This window comes from Pseudomonas acericola (SeqCode) (genome assembly GCF_053456465.1).
On record NZ_JBRFJB010000001.1, the window covers coordinates 106,846 to 128,136 of the forward strand.

The following is a 21,291-nucleotide window of genomic DNA, read 5'->3' on the forward strand; positions in this document are numbered from 1 at the left end:
ATGGTAGGTCCATTGACTTACCTTAGGAGCACAGCATGACTAACAAAATCATCCTTGCACTCGAAGCAGAGCAGATGACCAAAGAGATCCCTACCTTTGCCCCGGGCGACACCATTGTCGTTCAGGTGAAAGTGAAGGAAGGCGACCGTTCGCGTCTGCAAGCGTTCGAAGGCGTGGTAATTGCCAAGCGTAACCGTGGTGTGAACAGTGCTTTCACTGTTCGTAAAATCTCCAACGGTGTTGGCGTAGAGCGTACTTTCCAGACCTACAGCCCGCAAATCGACAGCATGGCCGTTAAACGTCGCGGTGACGTACGTAAAGCCAAGCTGTACTACCTGCGTGACCTGTCCGGTAAAGCAGCTCGCATCAAGGAAAAACTGGCTTAAGTCCAGCTTCCCGATGCAGAAAAAAGCAGCCTACGGGCTGCTTTTTTGTGCCTGAAATTTGTCTATTTGCCGGTAATTGCTAATGACCACCCGCCTTGAAGAAATCCAGCGCCGTACCGACTTGTCCGTGACCCATGTGACCAAGGCGGTGTTCCCGCCGACCACCAACCACCACAACACGCTGTTCGGCGGCACGGCCTTGGCCTGGATGGATGAAGTGTCGTTCATCACCGCCACGCGGTTTTGCCGATTGCCGTTGGTGACGGTTTCTACCGACCGTATCGACTTCAATCATGCGATCCCTGCCGGCTCCATCGTTGAACTGATCGGCCGGGTGATCAAAGTGGGTAACACCAGCCTCAAGGTTGAAGTGGAAGTGTTTGTCGAGAGCATGAGTGCCGATGGCCGTGAACGGGCGATCCAGGGAGTGTTCAGCTTTGTGGCGATTGATGCCGATAAGCGGCCGGTGCCGGTGTTGCCTGGGTTTGTTGACTGACTTGAGACCGAGTTGCGGCCATCGCAGGCAAGCCAGCTCCCACATTTGATCGGTGTCGGTCACAAATCATTGGCCAGACACAAAACCCCTGTGGGAGCTGGCTTGCCTGCGATAGGATCTAACAGACACTACAGCAATCTGCCTGAGCCCCCATGCCCGCCATCGACCACCCCTTGATCGACCGCTTCCTCGACGCCCTCTGGCTGGAAAAAGGCCTATCAGACAACACCCGCCAGGCTTACCGCAGCGACTTGGCGCTGTTCAATGGCTGGCTACAGGAAAAAAACCTCGAACTGCTCAACGCCGGCCGCGAGCTGATCCTCGATCACTTGGCCTGGCGTCTTGAGCAGAACTACAAGCCGCGTTCCACCGCGCGATTCCTCTCCGGCGTGCGTGGCTTCTATCGTTACCTGCTGCGGGAAAAACTCATCGCCCTCGACCCGACCCTACAAGTCGATATGCCACAACTCGGCAGGCCGTTGCCCAAGTCGTTGTCGGAAGCCGACGTCGATGCGTTGCTCGCCGCCCCGGACCTGAGCGAAGCCATCGGCCAGCGCGACCGCGCCATGCTGGAGGTGTTGTACGCCTGTGGCCTGCGGGTGACCGAGCTGATCAGCCTGACTCTGGAACAGATCAACCTGCGCCAGGGCGTGTTGCGGGTGATGGGCAAGGGCAGCAAGGAGCGGCTGGTGCCGATGGGTGAGGAAGCGATCGTGTGGGTCGAGCGTTATATGCGCGACGGGCGCAGTGAGTTGCTCGGCGGGCGCCCCAGCGATGTGCTGTTCCCCAGCCAGCGTGGCGAGCAGATGACCCGCCAGACGTTCTGGCACCGGATCAAGCATCAGGCCAAGGTCGCCGGGATCAATAAAAGCCTGTCGCCCCATACCTTGCGCCATGCTTTTGCCACGCATTTGCTCAACCACGGTGCGGATTTGCGCGTCGTGCAAATGCTGCTCGGCCACAGCGACTTATCCACAACCCAGATCTACACCCATGTGGCACGTGCGCGCTTGCAGGATATGCACGCCAAGCACCACCCGCGCGGGTGAAAAACGCCAATTTAAGCCGCTGCGGGCTGCCCTGCGGCCCAACTGTGGTAGGCTTTGCCGGTTAGCAAAGGGGGCGGCCCAAACCTGTGTTTTCAGTTCAGTGTTCCTGCACCCGTCCCTGCATCTGCCTTCAGGAGTTCCCATGCGCTTGACCCAGATTATTGCCGCCGCAGCCATTGCGTTGGTTTCCACCTTTGTTGTCGCCGATGACGCTGCCGAGCAGACCATCCGCAAGAGCCTGGCCAACCTGCAACTCGACACGCCGATCGAAAGCATCAGCGCCAGTCCGATGGCCGGCCTGTATGAAGTCAAGCTCAAGGGCAGCCGCGTGCTGTACGCCAGTGCCGACGGCCAGTACATCGTCCAGGGCTACCTGTTCCAGTTGAAAGACGGCAAGCCGGTCAACCTCACCGAGAAAGCCGAGCGCCTGGGCGTATCCAAGCTGATCAATGGTATTCCGGTGGCCGAGACCGTGGTGTACCCGGCCATTGGCGAGACCAAGACTCACATCACCGTGTTCACCGACACCACCTGCCCGTACTGCCACAAGCTGCATGCCGAAGTGCCCGCGCTGAACAAGCTGGGCGTGGAAGTACGCTACGTCGCGTTCCCGCGCCAGGGCCTGGGCTCGCCGGGTGACGAGCAGTTGCAAGCCGTCTGGTGCTCGGCCGACAAGAAAGCCGCCATGGACAAGATGGTCGATGGCAAGGAAATCAAGGCGGCCAAATGCGCCAACCCGGTTTCCAAGCAGTTCGCCCTCGGCCAGTCCATCGGTGTGAACGGTACACCGGCCATCGTTTTGGCCGACGGCCAAGTGATTCCGGGCTACCAGCCGGCACCACAAGTTGCCAAACTGGCGCTCGGTGCCAAATAAACCAGCATCGTCGAAGCATCGACGATCAAGGCTCGCTGACACGTCGGCGGGTCGTTAATTGCAAGCCGCAGTCGTGCGGCTGTTTTCCACGGCCGACCTAGCGTCGGCCGTTTCATGGGGAGTTCTTCAGTGAAACCGGTCAAAGTAGGCATCTGTGGGTTAGGGACCGTCGGTGGCGGCACCTTCAACGTACTTCAGCGTAATGCTGAAGAAATTTCCCGCCGCGCAGGTCGCGGGATTGAAGTGGCGCAAATTGCCACGCGTTCGCCAAAGCCTCAGTTCGAAACGACCGGTATTGCGATTACCAACGATGTCTTCGCCGTTGCCACCAACCCTGAAATCGATATCGTCATCGAGCTGGTCGGCGGCTACACCGTGGCCCGCGAGCTGGTGCTCAAGGCGATCGAGAATGGCAAGCACGTGGTCACCGCCAACAAGGCGCTGATCGCCGTGCACGGCAACGAGATCTTCGCCAAGGCCCGTGAGAAGGGCGTGATCGTGGCGTTCGAAGCCGCCGTGGCCGGTGGAATCCCGGTGATCAAGGCGATCCGTGAAGGCCTGTCCGCCAACCGCATCAACTGGGTTGCCGGCATCATCAACGGCACCGGCAACTTCATCCTCACTGAAATGCGCGAGAAGGGCCGCACCTTCGAAGACGTGCTGGCCGAAGCCCAGGCCCTGGGTTACGCCGAAGCTGATCCGACCTTCGACGTCGAAGGCATCGACGCGGCGCACAAACTGACCATCCTGGCGTCCATCGCCTTTGGTATCCCGCTGCAGTTCGACAAGGCCTACACCGAAGGCATCACCAAGCTGACCACCGCCGACGTGAACTACGCCGAAGCCTTGGGCTACCGCATCAAACACCTGGGCGTGGCGCGCAGCACCCCAGCCGGTATCGAGTTGCGTGTGCACCCGACCCTGATCCCGGCCGACCGCCTGATTGCCAACGTCAATGGCGTGATGAATGCCGTGATGGTCAACGGTGATGCCGCCGGTTCGACCCTGTTCTACGGCGCCGGCGCCGGCATGGAGCCGACCGCTTCGTCGGTGATCGCCGACCTGGTGGACGTGGTTCGCGCCATGACCAGCGACCCGGAAAACCGCGTACCGCACCTGGCCTTCCAGCCGGATTCGCTGTCGGCCCACCCGATCCTGCCGATCGAAGCCTGCGAAAGCGCCTACTACCTGCGCATCCAGGCCCAGGACCACCCGGGTGTGTTGGCCCAGGTCGCGAGCATCCTGTCGGAGCGCGGTATCAACATAGAGTCGATCATGCAGAAGGAAGTCGAGGAGCAAAACGGCCAGGTGCCGATGATCCTGCTGACCCACCGCGTGCTCGAACAGCACATGAACGATGCCATTCGGGCCCTCGAAGCTCTTCAGGGCGTGGTTGGGCCGGTCGTCCGTATTCGCGTCGAACATTTGAATTAATTTAGCTGCAAGCTATTAGCTACAAGCTGCAAGTGGAAGCCGATTCGCTTTAACTTGCAGCTTGCAGCTTGAAGCTTGAAGCCCAAACCAAAGGTTTGCTTTCATGCGCTACATCAGCACCCGCGGCCAGGCACCGGCCCTGAATTTCGAAGACGTCCTGCTGGCAGGCCTTGCCACCGACGGCGGCCTGTACGTGCCGGAAAACCTGCCACGCTTCACCCAGGAAGAAATCGCGTCTTGGGCCGGCCTGCCGTACCACGAGCTGGCGTTCCGGGTGATGCGCCCGTTCGTCACCGGCAGCATCCCGGATGCAGATTTCAAGAAGATCCTCGAAGAAACCTACGGCGTGTTTTCCCACAGCGCCATCGCGCCATTGCGCCAGCTGAACGGCAACGAGTGGGTGCTGGAGCTGTTCCACGGCCCGACCCTGGCGTTCAAGGACTTCGCCCTGCAACTGCTGGGTCGCCTGCTCGACTATGTGCTGCAAAAGCGCGGCGAGCGCGTGGTGATCATCGGTGCTACCTCCGGTGATACCGGTTCGGCCGCCATCGAAGGCTGCAAGCACTGCGAAAACGTCGACATCTTCATCCTGCACCCGCACCAGCGCGTGTCGGAAGTACAACGTCGCCAGATGACCACCATCTTCGGTGAGAACATCCATAACATCGCCATCGAAGGCAACTTCGATGACTGCCAGGAAATGGTCAAGAACAGCTTCGCTGACCAGAGCTTCCTCAAAGGCACGCGCCTGGTCGCAGTGAACTCGATCAACTGGGCGCGGATCATGGCCCAGATCGTCTACTACTTCCATGCCTCGCTGCAGTTGGGCGGGCCGGCGCGTTCGGTGTCGTTCTCCGTGCCGACCGGTAACTTCGGCGACATCTTCGCCGGTTACCTGGCGCGCAACATGGGCTTGCCGATCAACCAGTTGATCGTCGCCACCAACCGCAACGACATCCTGCACCGCTTCATGAGCGGCAACCGGTACGTCAAGGAAACCCTGCACGCCACGCTGTCGCCGTCGATGGACATCATGGTCTCGTCGAACTTCGAACGCCTGCTGTTCGACATGCACGGTCGCAACGGCGCGGCGATTGCCGGCTTGATGGACACCTTCAAGAGCGGTGGCGGTTTCAGCGTTGAAGAAGAGCGCTGGACCGAAACCCGCAAGCTGTTCGACTCCCTGGCCGTGGATGACGCAGAGACCTGCGAAACCATCGCCGAAGTCTACGCCCAGACCGGCGAGTTGCTGGACCCACACACCGCCATCGGTGTGAAGGCCGCCCGCGAATGCCGTCGTAGCCTGGACATCCCGATGGTGATCCTCGGCACCGCGCACCCGGTCAAATTCCCGGAAGCGGTGGAGAAGGCGGGTGTTGGCAAGGCGCTGGAATTGCCGGCGCACCTGTCCGACCTGTTCGAGCGTGAAGAGCGTTGCACCGTGTTGGCCAATGATCTGAAAGCAGTGCAGGCGTTTGTGAGCCAGCACGGCAATCGTGGCAAGCCGCTCTGATCCAACGGCTTTGCGAGGTTGCTCAAGCCCGTCTTCGTGACGGGCTTTTTCATTGGGGCAAGCCATACTCCAGCGGGCAATCGATAACAAAAAGAGAGGTCTCCAACACAGTGCGTTTATTGAGCCGAAGGTGCCTGTGGCTGCTGTGTTTGCTCTTGCTCGGTCAACCGCCGGCAAGCCTGGCCGCCGTCAGCCTGCCGTTCAAACTGGTGCCGGCGTTTACCCCGCTGGCCCCCTTGCCGTTGACGGCCGCCGAGCAGCAATGGCTGGCGAGCCATCGAACGCTGAAGGTCGGCATCTCCATTGCTGACTACCAGCCGATTGATATCACCCGTGACCACAATCGCTACCAGGGCATCAGCGCCGACTACCTGAGCCTGGTCGGCGCGCGCCTCGATGTGCCCATGCAGGTGATGGGCTTCGCTGAGCGGGCGCAGGCGGTGGAAGCCTTGCGCAGTGGGGCCATCGATATTCTGACCAGCGCCAACGGCTATGAACGGGATGTGCCGGGTTTGCGGTTTACCCGCGACTACATGCCGGATCGTTCGGTGGTGGTCGTGCGCCGCGACGACACCACGCAGAACGAAGACCTTGAGGGCAAGAAGGTGGTCTTGCTGGAGGGCTACGCCAATGTCGGCAACGTGCATCGGGCCTATCCCGCCAGCCAGATCATGCTGGCCCCGAACCTCTACAGCGGCCTGGAAGCGTTGAATCAGGGGGATGCCGATGCATTTATCGGCAATGAAGTGATTGTGCGTGCCTACAAGTCACTGCGTCCTTACCTGGGGTTGCAGATAAACGTGGAGAGCCGGCTGGCGCCGATTGGCTTTGCCTTTGCTTCCCGTACGGCCGACCCGTTGTTGGGCGGCATGCTGGACCGCGCCCTGGCGAGTATCGACGAGTCGATACAACGTGAAATCCTCGCGCGCTGGACCACCGGCCTGGGGGTGGGCATCGCCGCCGACCGCATTGTGTTGTCAGCCCAGGAGCAAGCGTGGCTGTTGCACCATCCCCATGTGGTGGTGGCGTCCCAGCAACAGTCGCCGTACCTCTTCAAAGACAAGGACGGTCAATGGGTCGGCTTGAATATCGATCTGCTTAACCGGATTTCCCGCATGACCGGCTTGCAGTTCGTGATGGAGGAGGTGTCTTCCACCGCGCAGACCCTGGAGTTACTCGCAGCGGGCAGGGCGGATATGAACACCACGTTGGCCGAGAATCAGGAACGCAGGCAATTCCTGGACTTCAGCCATGGTTTTGGCGGGGCCGGTTGGGTGTTCGTCCAGCGCAGTGACACGCCGTTAGTGGCCAGCTTGAGTGAGCTCTCCGGCCAGGTGTTGGCATTGCCGGCCCGGCATGTGCTGGAAAACTTTATTCGCCGTGAACACCCGGACATCGAGATTCTCTCCGTCGACAACTATACCCAGGCCCGTGAGCAGGTGATCCAGGGGCGTGCGGCGGCGACGATCCAGAATGAAGTGGAGGTGCAGAGCTACCCGTCCGACGGCTTGCGCATCGGGCGCAGTGTGGAGGGCAAGTGGTCGTCCAACAGCCTGGTGGTGCGCAAGGACCAGCCCGAGCTGTTGAGCATTGTGAACAAGGCGTTGGAAGCGATGCCGGTGGCAGAGTTGAGCGCGTTGCGCTTGCGCTGGCTGGGCACGGTGCCGATCCCGACGTCGGCTTGGCAGCGTGTGCCGCCCTGGGCCTATTGGACGGTCGCCATGGCGCTGTTGTGTGTATTGGTGTCGTTGGTCTGGAATAGCCGGCTCAAGCGGCAGATCCAGCAGCGCCTGGTGGCCGAGCAACGACTGAGCGACCAGTTGGCCTTCAAGCGTGCCCTGCTCGATGGCATGCCCAACCCGGTTTTCGTACGGGACCTGGCTGGCCGGTTGGTGACCTGTAACACCCGTTACGAACAGCAGTTGGCCACCCGACGGGAGCTGATCCAGGGCCTGACCTTGATGGAAAGCGGCTTGCTGCCAGAAGCCACGGCCGCGCGCCTGCATGCCGGGCACATGGAGCAACTGGCCACACAGCAGTCGTTGTTTGTTGATCGGCAACTGGAGTTCAACGGCGGGACTGTCCACGTTTACCAATGGACGGTGCCGTTTTTCGATGCGCGCGGCCAATTGCAGGGGCTGCTTGGCGGGTGGATCGACATCAATGAGCGCAAGGTCCTGGAGCATCAGTTGATGGACGCACGCCAGGCCGCCGATGACGCGAACTACGCAAAAAGTGCGTTTCTCTCAACCCTCAGTCACGAAATTCGCACCCCCATGACCGCCATCATCGGCTTGCTTGAGTTGGAACAAGAACGCGCCCTGGCTGAGGGCAAGCGCGTCTCCGAAGCCTTGCAGGTGGCCCATCGCTCCGCGCGTGAGCTGATTGAGTTGATGGGCGATAGCCTGGACCTGGCCAAGATCGAAGCAGGCCATTTGCAACTGGTGCCGCAGACCACTGACCTGAAGGGTTTTTTCGACGGTATCCAGCGGCTGTTTGAGGCGATGGCGAGTAAAAAAGGCCTGGCTTTGACCCTGGCCTTCGACCCAGCGGCGCAAGGGGATTATTGGTTCGATCCGCTGCGCCTGCGGCAGGTCATGCATAACCTGGTGGGCAATGCGCTGAAGTTTACCCAGCAGGGTGAGGTCCGCGTTAGCGTCGCTGCCCAGTGTGATGAGGCCGGCGTTGAATTCCTGCACCTGTGTGTCGAAGACAGTGGGCCGGGGATTGGTGTGGAACAACAGGCCCGGGTGTTCAAGCCGTTTGTCCAGGTCAGCCCGCTGACGGCGGCTCAGCATGGCGGGACCGGGTTGGGATTGAGCATTTGCCAGCAACTGGTGGAGTTGATGGGCGGCACGATCGCCCTGAGCAGCGCGGCGGGCGAGGGCACGACGATTTGCATTGACCTGTATCTGCAGCGGGTCAGAGGCGACGACAGGCCAACTGAGCCTGCGGCGGTCCTGCCGGCGGCCGGTCGCCGTTTGTCGGTGTTGATCGTCGATGACTTACCGGCCAACCGCCTGGTGCTGGCTCAGCAACTGCAATTCCTCGGCCACCGGGTGGTGGCCTTCGACTCGGCGGAGTCGGCCTTGCAGCGTTGGCGCGATGACGCCTTTGACGTGCTGGTGACGGATTGCAACATGCCGGGCATGTCCGGCTACGCCTTGAGCGAAGCCGTGCGTGGGATTGAAACCCAAGAGCAGCGATCGCGCACTGCGCTGGTGGGGTGTACCGCCAATGCCCTGGAGGATGAGCGCCAGCGTTGCCTGGCGTCGGGGATGGATGAGTTGTTGGTCAAACCGGTGACTCTTGAGCAGTGGGCCACCGTCCTCGCCCGCGTGGCGCCGCTGCGCACCTTCAATATCCAGACCTTGCAGGTGATGACCCAGGCCGATGGGCCGGTCCTGCAGCGCATGCTGGAGGAGTTGGCGAAGAGTCTTGAACATGAGCACGATGGGATCCAGACGGCGTTGGCGTGTCAGGACTTTCCGGGAGTGCTGGCCTCACTGCATCGGCTCAAGGGCATTTGCTGCCTGGTGGATGCGCTGCCGCTTGCCAAGGCGTGCGTGGGGCTTGAGGGCTGCCTGCGTGGGCAGCGCATTGACGAGGTTGAAGCGCTGTGGCGCGTGCTGAATGACGCGCTGACAGCCTTCAAGGTGGAGCTGGGCACCCATTTGAGTCCGCAAGAATAGGACGCGTCCTATGGGGCGCGCAGAACCTTTTGCGTAGCCTGCGCAACTTTGCTTCTGCGTCTTAGAGTTTGCCATGCGTTCCCTCAATGTCTTGATCCTCGAAGATCACCCGTTCCAACTGATGGCCCTGCACCAGATGCTCAACGCCAACGGTGTCTTCAATGTAATGACCGCCGAAACCGTAGAGGCCGCCCGGCAGTCGTTGGTGAGCAAGGGGCCGGTGGATATTGCCATTTGCGACCTCTATCTGGAGCAAGGCGATGCCCTTGAACTGATTCGCGAACTGGGCGAACTGCGCCAGGCTCAGGTGCTGATCCTGTTGAGCAGTGCTCAGCCTGATGTGTTGGAAGGGGTCGCCAGCATGGCGCGCCAGGCTGGGTTGAATGTGCTCCGGTGCTTGCCCAAACCCGCCTCGGCCCAATTGGTTGGGCAACTGCTGACGGCTTGCCTGCAACACTTGCGTCCGGGGCCGCAAGTCGTGTCCTGGGATAAGGTGCGCCAACTGTTGGGGCTCAATGAACGGGATGGGTTGCCGCCTTCGGTGGATGCCTGCCAGGTGGCTATCGCGCGCTACGCCAGCGCCAGCTTCCAGCCTATCGTTTGCCAGGCAGGCGTGTTGCAGGGGGTTGAGGTGCTGGCGCGCTGGTATCTACCTGACGGAGGTGTGTTACTGCCCCATGAGTTCCTGCCGGTGCTGGAGTTTGCCGGCATGGAGGAGGCGTTTACCTGGCATGTGCTGGAAGAAGCCCTGGGGTTTGTCAGCCAGATAGCGTGGGACACGGGCGAGATCTTGCCGGTGGCGGTGAATATTCCCAGGCGGATGTTGGAGCATGCGCACTTTCCCCAGGCGCTGCAGCGTTTGCTGCAACGCCATGCCGTGCCGGCCCATAGCCTGACGCTGGAGTTGGTCGAAACCACGCGGTTGAACACCGACAGCGCGCATGTCAGCAGCTTGCTGCGTTTACGGATGATTGGCTGCAAGTTGTCCATCGGTGACTTCGGCGTCGGCGGTACCAGTTTGCAGCGTTTGCTGGAGCTACCGTTCACGGAGCTGAAAATTCCCCCGGCCTTTGCCAGTGGCATGGCCAGTGATGAGCGCAAAGTGGCGGTCGTTGCCGGCGCCATGAGCATGGCCAGCCGCATGGGCATGAACGTGGTGGTGACAGGTATTGAAACCCCTGCCGATCGTGATGCGGTCGGTGTACTGGGCCCTGCCTGGCTGCAAGGTTGCCTGATTGCACCGCCGATGGACGCCCAGGCCCTGAAAGCGTGGATCGGCCACCAGGTCAGGCCAACCCATGCTCCTGCACGTAGATAAACAGTGAGGCGTCGGTACTGAGCCCAAGCTTGCGCATGGCGCTGACTTTTTGCGCGCTGACCGTCTGCTTGCTGCGATGCAGCTGTGCCGCGATCTCGCCAACGGTCAGCCCTCTGGCCAGCAGGCGAATCACCTCCAGCTCGCGGGGCGATAGCTGCTCGTGGGACTGTAACCGATCAGTACCCAGTGCGCTCAGCGCCTGGCGAATGGTGTGGGCCACATAGCAGCGCTGCTGGCGGACCTGTCGGACGGCCTCAGGCAATTCATTCGCGAGGCTGGCTTTGCTCAGCAGGCCCATGACACCCAGCTCCAGGATGGCGTGAAACAACCCTGCATTGTTGAGCATGGTCACCACGACGATGGGCAGCGACGGGTGATGGCGGCGCAGTTGGTTGATCAGGCGCAAGCCGTCGGCCTGGGGTTCGTCAGGCATCATGAAATCGGTGATCAACAGGTCGCAGGCGCAGTGTTGCAGCAATTGGGTCAGGGATAGGGGAGAGTTGGCTTCGCCGACAATTTCCAGTTGTTCATCGCGCTCCAGGACCGCCCGCAGACCAATCAGGAAAATCGGATGGTCGTCGGCAAGGATGATACGCAAGGGTTTTTCAGGTGCGCTTCTCAAGATAGGTTCCCCGGGCAATTCGGGGATTCTAGCCTGTTAACCCGGTGGGGGTTTAACGGTGCACAAAAACGCCGCTTTGCCTTCCTTGGGGTAGCGGCGTTTTTTGTTTTTGGCAGGCCCAGGCGGCGCGAATGCGCTATGCGAGTATTTTTACTGCCAGGGCCACTACGCTGGTGAAAACTGTAAACATAGCCATGACGACACCCAGGGGATACCAGAAGTTTTCACGGGTGATCTTGTGTGCTTCGGCGTTGAGTTTGCGTTGCTCCGCATAGATGCGTGATATGTCGGCATGAATCTTCTCTAATGCTGCCTGCTCTTTGTCGTGTTCCAACATCGTCTTCATCCTTCGCAATAAGGGCCTTTTGACATGCGCTTTTATCTGCGTAGCCGCGTCATCAGCGCTCACCGAGTTTAGGATTCACCCCCCGGCCTCAGCCGTCGGCAACCCGCAAAACAGTCGCCCATTGCGTAAGCATTTATGTGCGCCGTTTTTTGCTTGTCATGTTGCAAGCGCATGCTGGAATCCGTCACCCCTGACGGCCCCATAAAGACGATAAAGCGAACTTTCCTACGTCACAAACAGTCACTTAGGATAGATGCAGCTCCCGTTGAACCGATTGTTCCTGAACTATTGAGTGGTGATCGAGATGGAAAGTATCAGCCTATTGCTCGAAGAAGCACTGAGCCCTTATCAGGTTACGCTGACCACCTCCGGTGTGCAGGACGAGTGCCTGGTCACCGTGAAGAACCCTGCTGGTGCCATCGTGGTCGAGCGAGAAGTGGACCGCACACAGTTGATGGATAAACGCGTGCTGGTGGATGTGGTGGACTGCCTTCTGCGTGACATCAAGATTGCCGAAGGACGTCTGGAACCCTCGGTCATTGCGGCGTTGCGCAACGCTGCCCAGACCCGCAGCGCCGCCGCTGCATGAAGAATTGTTTAATCATGGAAACTTCCTACAACATGGCCGGTCAGATTTTGTAACAGCAAGAGCAAACATTGTGCTCCGGTGTTTGTGCCTTGTTGTACTGGTCTTTGTAGGCCACGTTTAACCCCGAAGTGTCTCCCCACTCTTCGGGGTTTCTTTTTGCCTGCGATTTTTCAGGGCTCCGGCGAATCCTGGAAGAAGCTTGGGTTATCCCGCAGATAATGCTCGCGCATCACCGGGTCCAGCCACGAAGCGTAGGACTGCTGCACCTGTTCCAGTGGGATGTCCAGCAGCACCTGGTTGATGCGCTGAATGATCTGACGCCCACGAGGCGTATCCGAGCAACCGATCTGGGTGCGTTGGTAGGGCGCCGAGCCCTTGATCGGATAAAAGCTCAGGTCCGCCGCAGGGATGCCCTGTTGCATCGCGTGATAGCGGATTTCCGGCCAGTAACCCAACACCGCCTCCAGTCGCCCCAGGCGTTGCATTTGCAGCAGGCTGCCCAGGGCATCGTTGCCATAGTGAAGGGCGAGCTTGTGGGCATCGGCCAGCTTGAGCTGTTGATCGACGAGCGGCCCGTAACTGCGTTCGGCGATGGCGCCCACCCGTGCTTTATGGGCGTCGAAAAAGGCTTGCAGGTCGAACTGGCCATCGACGATATAGGGTGCCATCGCGTCTTCCTGGCTATGCCGGATCATGATGCCGTTGCTGGCGACCACAAACGCCTGGCTGGAGAACACGATGTATTTGGCGCGCTCCGCCGTCCACAGCAATGAGGGATCGCAGGTCAGTGTCGTCGGCTCGCGCATCATCTGCATGCCGCGCGCGCGATTGACGTGCAGGACCTGATGTTGATAGTCCGGCAAGTGCTCGATGAGGATCGGCAACAGTTGATCCAGTGCGCCCTGGCCTTTGCGCGGCCCCTCGAAAATGGTCAGCGGTGGCAGGTCGCGCAACAACCAGGTCAACGTCTCGCCGGCGTGCGCTGGCAGGGGCCAGCCGCTGAGCATCGAAGCGATAAGACAGAGCTGCACCCACCCGCGTTTACACCGAAGCACCATCAGATCGCGCCTTCCTCACGCAAACGGGCAATGGCGGCGGCGTCGTAACCCAGACTGTCCAGCAGCACGCCATTGTGCTCGCCCAACTGCGGTCCCACCCACTCGCAGCTGCCGGGGGTGTCCGACAGCTTGGGCACGATGCCGGGCATCTTGAAGTCCTTGCCATCGGGCAGTTGGGCCTTGAGGAACATTTCCCGGGCGAGAAATTGCGGGTCGCCGAGCATGTCCTCGGCACTGTAGATCCGGCTGGCGGGCACCTCGGCTTTGTTCAGTGCCTCGACTACCTGCTCCAGCGGCAATGAATTAACCCAGCGATCAATCACCCCATACAGCTCATCGCGACGGCTATCACGCCCGTCATTGCTGGCCAGTGCCGGGTCGTTGGCCAGGTCTTCGCGACCGATGGCGAGCATGAAGCGCTTGAAGATCGCATCCCCGTTGGCGCCGATCTGCACATGCTTGCCGTCGGCGCTGGTGTGGATCGACGACGGCGTGATACCGGGCATGATGTTGCCGGTGCGCTCACGGATAAACCCGAATACGTCGAACTCGGGAATCATGCTTTCCATCATGGCGAAGATCGCTTCATACAGCGCCACATCCACTACCTGGCCCAAGCCGCCGTTGACCTCGCGATGCCGCAGGGCCATCAGCGCGCCGATCACCGCCCATAGCGCGGCAATCGAGTCGCCGATGGAGATCCCGGTGCGCACGGGCGGGCGGTCCTCGAAGCCGGTGATATAGCGCAGCCCGCCCATGGATTCGCCCACCGCGCCAAACCCCGGTTGGTCCTTCATCGGCCCGGTCTGGCCGAACCCCGACAGGCGCACCATCACCAGCTTCGGGTTCAGCGCGTGCAGGGTCTCCCAACTCAAGCCGAGCTTTTCCAGCACGCCGGGGCGAAAGTTCTCGATCAGGATATCGGCGTCCGCCAGCAACTGCTTGAGGATGGCCAGTCCGTCCGGGTGCTTGAGGTTCAGCGTCAGCGATTTTTTGTTGCGCGCCTGTACAAACCACCACAGCGAAGTGCCTTCATACAACTTGCGCCATTTGCGCAGCGGGTCGCCACCGTCCGGGGATTCGACCTTGATCACCTCGGCACCGAACTCGGCGCAGATACGTGAGGCAAACGGACCGGCGATCAGAGTGCCCAGTTCGATGACTTTCAGGCCGGCAAGGGGTTTGGCATTAAGCGACATGGGGATCCTTACAAACACGGGGCGGTGGTGTGATGCCTTTTAACATAGGCGAGCGGCCCATGGATAAGGATGATGCAGCGCAGTATTCGTTGAATGACCTCGCCATCGGTTAGACTGACCGCCTTTCCCTGTCTCTAGAAGCCCGTTCATGGCCCAGCCGTCCACGACCTACAAATTCGAACTCAACCTCACCGACCTCGATCGTTCGGTGTACGAGAGCGTCAAACAGACCATCGCCCGTCATCCTTCGGAAACCGAAGAACGCATGACCGTGCGCCTGCTGGCCTACGCCCTCTGGTACAACGAGCACTTGTCGTTCGGCCGTGGCCTGTCAGATGTAGACGAGCCAGCCCTGTGGGAAAAAAGCCTGGATGATCGGGTTTTGCATTGGATCGAAGTCGGCCAGCCCGATGCCGACCGCCTGACCTGGTGCTCGCGTCGTACCGAACGCACCAGCCTGCTGGCCTACGGCAGCCTGCGCGTGTGGGAAGGCAAGGTGGTGCCGGTGGCGAACAACCTGAAAAACGTGCACATCGCTGCCGTGCCCCAGGAAGTCCTGGAGACCCTGGCCAAGGACATGCCGCGCGTGATCAAGTGGGATGTGATGATCAGCGAAGGCACGATCTTCGTCACCGACGACCGTGGCCAGCACGAAGTGCAACTGCAATGGCTGGTCGGCGAGCGCGGCTGAAAAAGTGTGGGAGGGGTTGCTGTGGCGAGGGAGCTTGCTCCCGTTGACTGCGCAGCAGTCTCCGGCTTCTTGGGGGCGCTTCGCACCCCAGCGCGAGCAAGCTCGCTCGCCACAATAAGCCAGCTCCCACAGTTGATATGTGTTGTTTTGAAAATTCCTGTTTAACCGTTGTATCGAAGAGAAGCCTTCCTCACCCCATGCGTATCGATCCCCGCCCGTTGCCCGCCGTCCTGCCGTTTCTCGGTGAATTACCGCCGCTGTTGACCCGTCTCTACGCCGCTCGCGGCGTGCAGTCCGAAGCCGAGCTGGATAAGAGCCTGGCGCGGTTGATTCCCTACCAGCAGCTCAAAGGGATCGACGCGGCGGTGGACTTGCTGGTGACAGCCCTGGAGCAACGCCAGCGCATCCTGATCGTCGGAGACTTCGACGCCGATGGCGCCACCGCCAGCACCGTGGGCACCCTGGGCTTGCGCTTGCTCGGCGCGGCCCATGTGGATTACCTGGTGCCCAACCGCTTCGAGTACGGTTATGGCCTGACCCCGGAAATTGTCGCGGTGGCCTTGCAGCGCGAACCACAGTTGCTGATCACCGTGGACAACGGCATCTCCAGCGTCGAAGGCGTGGCGGCGGCGAAAGCGGCGGGGCTGCAAGTGTTGGTCACCGACCACCACTTGCCGGGTGATGAATTGCCTGCGGCGGATGCGATCGTCAATCCCAACCAGCCGGGCTGTGGTTTCCCGAGCAAGGCCCTGGCCGGCGTGGGCGTGATCTTCTACGTGCTGATGGCCCTGCGTGCGCGTCTGCGCGACCTGGGTTGGTACGCAAACAAACCGCAGCCGAACATCGGCGACTTGCTCGACCTGGTGGCCCTGGGCAGCGTGGCGGACGTGGTGCCCCTGGACGCCAACAACCGCATCCTCGTGCACCAGGGCCTGGAGCGCATTCGTGCCGGTCGCGCGCGGCCGGGGATCAAGGCGATCCTTGAAGTGGCCAAGCGCGACGCGGCGCGTATCACTTCTACCGATCTCGGTTTCATCCTTGGCCCACGGCTCAACGCCGCCGGGCGCCTGGATGACATGAGCCTGGGCATCGAATGCCTGCTCACCACCGACGTCGCCGCCGCGCGGGAAATGGCCGCACAGCTGGATGGCATGAACCAGGACCGCAAATCCATCGAGCAAGGCATGCAGCGCGAGGCCCTGGCCCAGCTCAAGGACTTGCCGGTAGAGTCGATGCCGTTCGGCTTGTGCCTGTTCGACCCGGAATGGCACCAAGGTGTGATCGGCATCCTGGCGTCACGCATGAAGGAACGTTACTTCCGCCCGACCATCGCCTTCGCCGACGCCGGCGATGGCTTGCTCAAGGGCTCAGGGCGCTCTGTGCCGGGCTTTCACATCCGTGACGCGCTGGCGGTGGTCGCGAGCCAGCATCCCGACCTGATCGCCAAATACGGCGGCCACGCGATGGCGGCGGGGCTGACACTGCACGAGGAAAACTTCCCACTGTTTGCCGAAGCCTTTGATGCCGAAGTGCGTCGGCAATTGCGCGAAGAAGACCTCACCGGTCGTCTGCTGTCCGACGGCACCCTGGCGGTGGAAGAGTTCCACCTGGAACTGGCTCGCGCCTTGCGCCACGCCGGCCCGTGGGGGCAGCACTTTCCCGAGCCGTTGTTTCACGGGGTGTTTCAGTTGGTGGAACAGCGCGTGGTAGGGGAGCGGCACCTGAAGGTGGTGCTCAAGAGCGAATGCGGGTCGGTGAAGCTCGATGGCATTGCGTTTGGCGTGGACCGTGAGGTGTGGCCGAACCCGACGGTGAAGTGGGTTGAATTGGCCTACAAGCTGGATGTGAATGAGTTTCGGGGTAATGAGACGGTGCAACTGATGATTGCCCATATCGAGCCGCGCTAGATCTTAATCACACCACGAAACAAATGTGGGAGCGGGCTTGCCCGCGATTACGGAGTGTCAGCCAACGAGGTTGTGACTGACCCACCGCTATCGCGGGCAAGCCCGCTCCCACATTGGGTTTTGCGTATGGGCTTGAGTTACTCGGCCTTGGCCTGATGCTTCACGATGATATCCACCAACCGCTGCGCCAGCGCCGGGTAGTTCTCGTCAAAGTGATGCCCACCGGGCAACTTCAATGCTTCACCCACCGCCGTCTTGTCGGTGCAACCACTCTCATCGACTTCTTCCGCCCCGTAGATGCACACCACCTTCTCCGGTGGCAGCTTGGCCATTTCCGGGCCGGTCGCCGCTTCTTTGCCGGCGTTGCCCAGCCAGCCTTCCACTTCGATTTCAAAGCTGCCGGTGCGGGCAAAGGCCAGCAGGATGATCGCGTCCACCCGTTGCTGTTCGTTTTCCGGCATGCGGTTGTAGATCGCGGGCAGGACGTCGGCGCCGAACGAGTAACCGGTCAGGACGAAGCGCTTGGTGCCCCACTTCTGACGGTAGTGTTGCATCAGTTCGGTGAGGTCCTTGGCGCTTTGTTCCGGGGTCTTGTGCTGCCAGTAGTAGCGCAGGGTGTCGATGCCGACCACCGGGTAGCCGATCTTGGCCATTTCGCCGGCCACGTCGCGGTCCAGGTCGCGCCAGCCGCCGTCACCGGAGAGGAACAGGGTCACGGTGTCCTTGGCTTGGCCCGCCGGTACTTCGACCACCGGGATTGCCAGGCCGCCGTTGTCCGAACCCACCAGTTGCTTGCGCAGTTCGTTGTTCAGCACTTGCGGGTAGTGAATGTCGTAGTCGCTGATGCTGGTGGTGGCGCGCGGTGTGTCACGTACGAAACTGGCGCTTTCATCGTCAGGGTTGTCGTTCCACGCCACCAGCCAGTTGCCATGGGCTGAGGTTTTCGGCAGCGGGTCCTTGCAGCCTTCCTGCACCAGGGCGAAGCCGACGGAGATGGCATTGGCCTTGTCGTCGTTCTGGGTGGCCAGCCAGCGCCACGCGAGGGCTGCGCCAGGGCCGATGCCGCTAACCAGGGTGGCCGGGCCCTTGAGCTGGGCCAGGGCGCCTTGCAGCGCTTGTTCCTGCAACGTGCAGTCATCCTTTGGCAGAACGACTTGTACGATTTGTGCCTTGCCGCCCTGGCTCAGGGCGATCAGTTGGCTGTCGGTCAGGGTTTCGTCGGCCATCACGGCCACGGCGACGCGGGCCTTTGGCGTGCCATATGGGGTGACGAGCGTCATCATCGAGCCGTCGGCCTGGGGCAACTGCGCCAGGGTCGGCTGCGGGGCAGGGCGGTTCCAGTACCAAAAGCCACCGCCTGCGATCAGGGCGAGCAGCACTACAAAGGCCAATACATACCGCCAGGAACGTCGAATCATCAGCGTTTCACCAATCCAGTCAAGCCGCCCGCGATCAGGGCGGCGGTATCGGCCAGTGCCACCAGCGGATCGAGTCCTGCGGGCACGGCCATGTAACGGGGTTCCCAGTCAGGCTGGAATTTGTCTTTGAAGCGGCGCAAACCTTGGAAGTTATACAGTTGCTCGCCACGGCGGAACACCATCGAGCCCAGGCGCTGGGTCAGCGGGGCGCCGCGGCGTGGTTGCAGGCCCGACAACGGCACCATGCCGAGGCTGAAGCGGGCGTAGCCGTGACTCTTATAGTGTTGAATCAGGCCGACCATCATGAACTCCATGGTCAGCTTGGGCGCGTCCGGGTGCGCACGCATCAGGTCGAGGCTGGCCAGGTCGTGGTTGTAGGTCTCGAGCAGGTTGGCGAACGCTACCGGGCGCCCTTCGAAGCGAATGATCGCGATGCGAAAGTGCTTGAGGTAGTCGTCGCTGAATCGTCCCAGGGAAAAGCCTTTTTCCCGCACGTTCTTGCCGGTCAGCCAGGCGTCGGAGATGACCTTGAGTTCATCCATCGGCGCCGTACCCGGTTCATGGATCTCCAGGGACAGGCCGTCCCGGGTGCCACGGTTCCAGGTGTAGCGCAGGTCCTTCATCTCTTTGCCCTTGGCTTCCAGGTCAAAGCGTTTCAGGTCGACGCGGGCTTCTTCGCCCAGCTTGATCGCGGTGAGGCCGATGTCCATGTAGTACGGCAGGTTTTCCGCCCGCACCTGGTAGAACACCGGGCGCGCATGGTGGATGTCGCACAGGTCGCGGAACTGCCAGATCATCTCGGCGCGAGGTTGGGTCGGGCCGATCGGATCGTACAAGGCTACCAGGCTACGGCCGCGACGGGCGTACATGAGGAAAGCTTCATCATTGGGGTGGAACAGCAGCGCTTTGTCGCCGGTCAGCGCCAGGCCGCCGTCGGGCTGGGACGAGGCCATCAGGATCTTGCTGGCGCGTTCCAGTTCTTCCGGGGTCGGCAGGTGGATGATCGGGCGTGCGGTGCGCAGCAGCCAGGTCAGCGACACGATCACCAGCAGCACGGCGGCACCCAGCAACGAGCGCAGGCCGCGCGGGGCGTTGGCGTCGAGGGTGAACTGCCACCACAGTTGATGGCTGTAGGGCACGTCTTGGTAGGCGAACAGCAGCAGCCAGATCGACGCGCCGAGCACGCAGACGCTGGCCACCAGGTACAGCGGTGAGAACGGCAATTCTGTCAGGCGGCTGGCGCGGTAGAACGAGCGGCGGAAGATTGCCAGCAGGATCGCGGTCATGGTCATCAGACTGGCTTCTTCCCAGTCGAAGCCCTTGAGCAGCGAGAGCAGGGCGCCGGTCAGCAGCAACACCATGGTCAGCATCCAGGCCGCCGACAAACGTCGGCGCAAACCCTGGGCCAGCAACAGGCACAACACACCGATCAGGCTGGCGCCGAAGTGCGAGGCGTCAATCAGGCGGTGGGGAATCAGGAAGCCGATGTTTTCCAGGCGTGAGTCGATTTCTGGCGTGGCGCCGGAAAACAGCAGGACCACGCCGGACAAAAAAACCAGGACGGCCAACACCGGTGCTGCCAGGCCAGAGGCAACCCGCAGGCTTTGCTGGGTCTGGAACAGGCGCTGCGCTTCATTGACCAGCAGGAATACACAGGCGATCAGCAATGGCAGTACCACATAGATCATGCGGTACAGCAGCAGGGCGGCCGCCAGTGGCGCGGCACCGAGTTTGTCGGCGAAGGCGGCGAGCAGGATGGCTTCGAAGACACCCACACCGCCCGGCACATGGCTGAGCACGCCGGCGGCCAGGGCCAGCAGGTACACCAGCAGGAATGGGCCGAAGGGTGGCGCTTCCGGCAGCAACATATAGAGGACGGTAGCGGCGGCGGCGACGTCCAGTGCGGTGATGATCAGTTGCAGGAAGGTCAGGCGACGGCCCGGCAGGCGCAGGGTACGACGGCCGGCTTTCACCAGCAGATTGTCCGGGTAGGGTTGCTCTGGCAGGCGGCGACGGTAAATGCCGATGCACAACACCGCCGACAGCAGCAGCACCGCGCCAGCAATCCCGCCCAGCACCGCTTGCGGCAAATGCAGGTAGGTCGAGGCAGCTGGCAGGTTGCTCAGCGTCGCCAGTGCAGCCAGTGGCGGCAGGGCGGTGCCCAGGGCCAGGCTGGCAAACACAGTCATGTGGGCGACTTCCGAAGCCCCGATGCCATGCCGTGCATATAAACGGTAGCGCACCGACCCGCCGGAGAGCATCGACAAGCCAATGGCATTGCCGATGGCAAAAGCGGTGAAGCCACCGAGGGCCAGGGTCTTGGCCGGCAGGTTCACACCCGCGTAGCGTGCGCCGGAAAACTCATAGCCCAATAGAATGACGAAACCGGCAACCGCTGCGGCAAATGCACCGAGCAAGGCAGGTTTGGGTACTTCCAGGATCGAGTCGTGGAGGGCGTAAAGGTCCAACTCCAGCAGCAAGTGCCGGCAGGCGATCAGGGCGATTGCAAACAGCAACAAGGTGACAGCCAAGCCGATGGGCTGGCGGTATTTGCTCAACAGATCCAGCCAGCGCAAGCGCGCGGGAGCGATCGGTTGTTCTGCTGTGACGGTGTCTAGTGGTTCAGACGAGTTGGCGCGCATCAATCACCTCGTGGATTGTGCGCGACAGGATGGAGGTATCCAGCCAAGTTACCAATC

General features: G+C 61.2%; 17 protein-coding genes. 11 read left to right on the plus strand and 6 right to left on the minus strand.

The annotated features are described in order from the left end of the window. The first annotated feature begins 35 nt into the window (after positions 1–35). The 8 genes from rplS (at position 36) to ACU688_RS00515 (ending at position 10,762) form a co-directional block, all read left to right on the plus strand. Positions 36–386 carry a 50S ribosomal protein L19 gene (gene rplS, locus ACU688_RS00480; protein ID WP_003175895.1) on the plus strand — a complete coding sequence of 117 codons (351 nt, stop codon included), beginning with the start codon at positions 36–38 and terminating at the stop codon, positions 384–386. Positions 387–468: 82 nt separating this feature from the next. Beyond that, positions 469–882: an acyl-CoA thioesterase gene (locus ACU688_RS00485; RefSeq protein WP_017736774.1), complete on the plus strand. Its 414-nt coding sequence runs from the start codon at positions 469–471 to the stop codon at positions 880–882. A 152-nt stretch (positions 883–1,034) separates the two neighbouring features. Further along, positions 1,035–1,931: a site-specific tyrosine recombinase XerD gene (gene xerD, locus ACU688_RS00490; RefSeq protein WP_448183283.1), complete on the plus strand. Its 897-nt coding sequence runs from the start codon at positions 1,035–1,037 to the stop codon at positions 1,929–1,931. Positions 1,932–2,073: 142 nt separating this feature from the next. Beyond that, the gene (locus tag ACU688_RS00495; RefSeq protein ID WP_017736772.1) at positions 2,074–2,805 is read left to right on the plus strand and encodes a thioredoxin fold domain-containing protein; all 732 of its coding nucleotides are present in this window, start codon (positions 2,074–2,076) and stop codon (positions 2,803–2,805) included. A 129-nt stretch (positions 2,806–2,934) separates the two neighbouring features. Beyond that, complete coding sequence (locus tag ACU688_RS00500; protein WP_448183284.1) at positions 2,935–4,239, plus strand: homoserine dehydrogenase; 1,305 nt, start codon at positions 2,935–2,937, stop codon at positions 4,237–4,239. 103 nt (positions 4,240–4,342) lie between these two features. Further along, positions 4,343–5,752, plus strand: coding sequence for a threonine synthase (thrC, locus tag ACU688_RS00505; RefSeq protein ID WP_448183285.1), 1,410 nt, complete (start codon positions 4,343–4,345; stop codon positions 5,750–5,752). Between the two features lie 134 nt (positions 5,753–5,886). Beyond that, positions 5,887–9,444, plus strand: coding sequence for a transporter substrate-binding domain-containing protein (locus ACU688_RS00510; RefSeq protein ID WP_448184010.1), 3,558 nt, complete (start codon positions 5,887–5,889; stop codon positions 9,442–9,444). A 73-nt stretch (positions 9,445–9,517) separates the two neighbouring features. Further along, a complete protein-coding gene (locus ACU688_RS00515) occupies positions 9,518–10,762 on the plus strand; it encodes an EAL domain-containing response regulator (RefSeq protein ID WP_448183286.1) in 1,245 nt (414 codons plus the stop codon). Here ACU688_RS00515 and ACU688_RS00520 read toward each other — a convergent pair. Next, positions 10,731–11,384 (minus strand): response regulator, encoded by a 654-nt coding sequence (locus tag ACU688_RS00520; RefSeq protein ID WP_448183287.1) that lies wholly within the window; start codon positions 11,382–11,384, stop codon positions 10,731–10,733. The two genes, ACU688_RS00515 and ACU688_RS00520, sit on opposite strands and share 32 nt — an antisense overlap. Positions 11,385–11,520: 136 nt before the next feature. Beyond that, a complete protein-coding gene (locus ACU688_RS00525; RefSeq protein WP_124525018.1) occupies positions 11,521–11,721 on the minus strand; it encodes a hypothetical protein in 201 nt (66 codons plus the stop codon). Between the two features lie 313 nt (positions 11,722–12,034). Between ACU688_RS00525 and ACU688_RS00530 the strand changes: the two genes are divergently transcribed. Beyond that, positions 12,035–12,319: a DUF3509 domain-containing protein gene (locus ACU688_RS00530; RefSeq protein ID WP_026136787.1), complete on the plus strand. Its 285-nt coding sequence runs from the start codon at positions 12,035–12,037 to the stop codon at positions 12,317–12,319. Between the two features lie 170 nt (positions 12,320–12,489). Here ACU688_RS00530 and ACU688_RS00535 read toward each other — a convergent pair whose 3' ends face one another. Continuing rightward, on the minus strand, positions 12,490–13,377 hold the full coding sequence (locus ACU688_RS00535; protein WP_448183288.1) for a TIGR02285 family protein: 888 nt from the start codon (positions 13,375–13,377) through the stop codon (positions 12,490–12,492). Further along, the gene (locus tag ACU688_RS00540) at positions 13,377–14,576 is read right to left on the minus strand and encodes a CaiB/BaiF CoA transferase family protein (RefSeq protein WP_448183289.1); all 1,200 of its coding nucleotides are present in this window, start codon (positions 14,574–14,576) and stop codon (positions 13,377–13,379) included. The genes ACU688_RS00535 and ACU688_RS00540 overlap by 1 nt, the downstream gene beginning before the upstream one ends. A 148-nt stretch (positions 14,577–14,724) precedes the next feature. On the opposite strand from ACU688_RS00540, the gene ACU688_RS00545 reads away from it, so the two are divergent. After that, positions 14,725–15,267: a YaeQ family protein gene (locus ACU688_RS00545; RefSeq protein ID WP_017736762.1), complete on the plus strand. Its 543-nt coding sequence runs from the start codon at positions 14,725–14,727 to the stop codon at positions 15,265–15,267. A 197-nt stretch (positions 15,268–15,464) separates the two neighbouring features. Continuing rightward, positions 15,465–17,174, plus strand: a complete 1,710-nt coding sequence (gene recJ / locus ACU688_RS00550; protein ID WP_448183290.1) for a single-stranded-DNA-specific exonuclease RecJ — start codon at positions 15,465–15,467, stop codon at positions 17,172–17,174. A gap of 137 nt (positions 17,175–17,311) precedes the next feature. Here recJ and ACU688_RS00555 read toward each other — a convergent pair whose 3' ends face one another. Then, on the minus strand, positions 17,312–18,592 hold the full coding sequence (locus tag ACU688_RS00555) for a virulence factor family protein (RefSeq protein WP_448183291.1): 1,281 nt from the start codon (positions 18,590–18,592) through the stop codon (positions 17,312–17,314). Further along, complete coding sequence (gene mprF, locus ACU688_RS00560; RefSeq protein WP_017736759.1) at positions 18,592–21,234, minus strand: bifunctional lysylphosphatidylglycerol flippase/synthetase MprF; 2,643 nt, start codon at positions 21,232–21,234, stop codon at positions 18,592–18,594. Before mprF ends, ACU688_RS00555 begins: the two co-directional genes overlap by 1 nt. Positions 21,235–21,291: the final 57 nt, after the last annotated feature.

Bases quoted from the DNA above. Each gene is read 5' to 3' on its own strand.
- ACU688_RS00525 (WP_124525018.1), bottom strand. From the start codon at position 11,721: ATGTTGGAACACGACAAAGAGCAGGCAGCATTAGAGAAGATTCATGCC.
- ACU688_RS00555 (WP_448183291.1), bottom strand. From the start codon at position 18,592: ATGATTCGACGTTCCTGGCGGTATGTATTGGCCTTTGTAGTGCTGCTC.
- ACU688_RS00515 (WP_448183286.1), top strand. From the start codon at position 9,518: ATGCGTTCCCTCAATGTCTTGATCCTCGAAGATCACCCGTTCCAACTG.
- ACU688_RS00495 (WP_017736772.1), top strand. From the start codon at position 2,074: ATGCGCTTGACCCAGATTATTGCCGCCGCAGCCATTGCGTTGGTTTCC.
- recJ (WP_448183290.1), top strand. From the start codon at position 15,465: ATGCGTATCGATCCCCGCCCGTTGCCCGCCGTCCTGCCGTTTCTCGGT.
- ACU688_RS00535 (WP_448183288.1), bottom strand. From the start codon at position 13,377: ATGGTGCTTCGGTGTAAACGCGGGTGGGTGCAGCTCTGTCTTATCGCT.
- rplS (WP_003175895.1), top strand. From the start codon at position 36: ATGACTAACAAAATCATCCTTGCACTCGAAGCAGAGCAGATGACCAAA.
- ACU688_RS00540 (WP_448183289.1), bottom strand. From the start codon at position 14,576: ATGTCGCTTAATGCCAAACCCCTTGCCGGCCTGAAAGTCATCGAACTG.
- ACU688_RS00545 (WP_017736762.1), top strand. From the start codon at position 14,725: ATGGCCCAGCCGTCCACGACCTACAAATTCGAACTCAACCTCACCGAC.
- mprF (WP_017736759.1), bottom strand. From the start codon at position 21,234: ATGCGCGCCAACTCGTCTGAACCACTAGACACCGTCACAGCAGAACAA.
- xerD (WP_448183283.1), top strand. From the start codon at position 1,035: ATGCCCGCCATCGACCACCCCTTGATCGACCGCTTCCTCGACGCCCTC.
- ACU688_RS00530 (WP_026136787.1), top strand. From the start codon at position 12,035: ATGGAAAGTATCAGCCTATTGCTCGAAGAAGCACTGAGCCCTTATCAG.
- ACU688_RS00485 (WP_017736774.1), top strand. From the start codon at position 469: ATGACCACCCGCCTTGAAGAAATCCAGCGCCGTACCGACTTGTCCGTG.
- thrC (WP_448183285.1), top strand. From the start codon at position 4,343: ATGCGCTACATCAGCACCCGCGGCCAGGCACCGGCCCTGAATTTCGAA.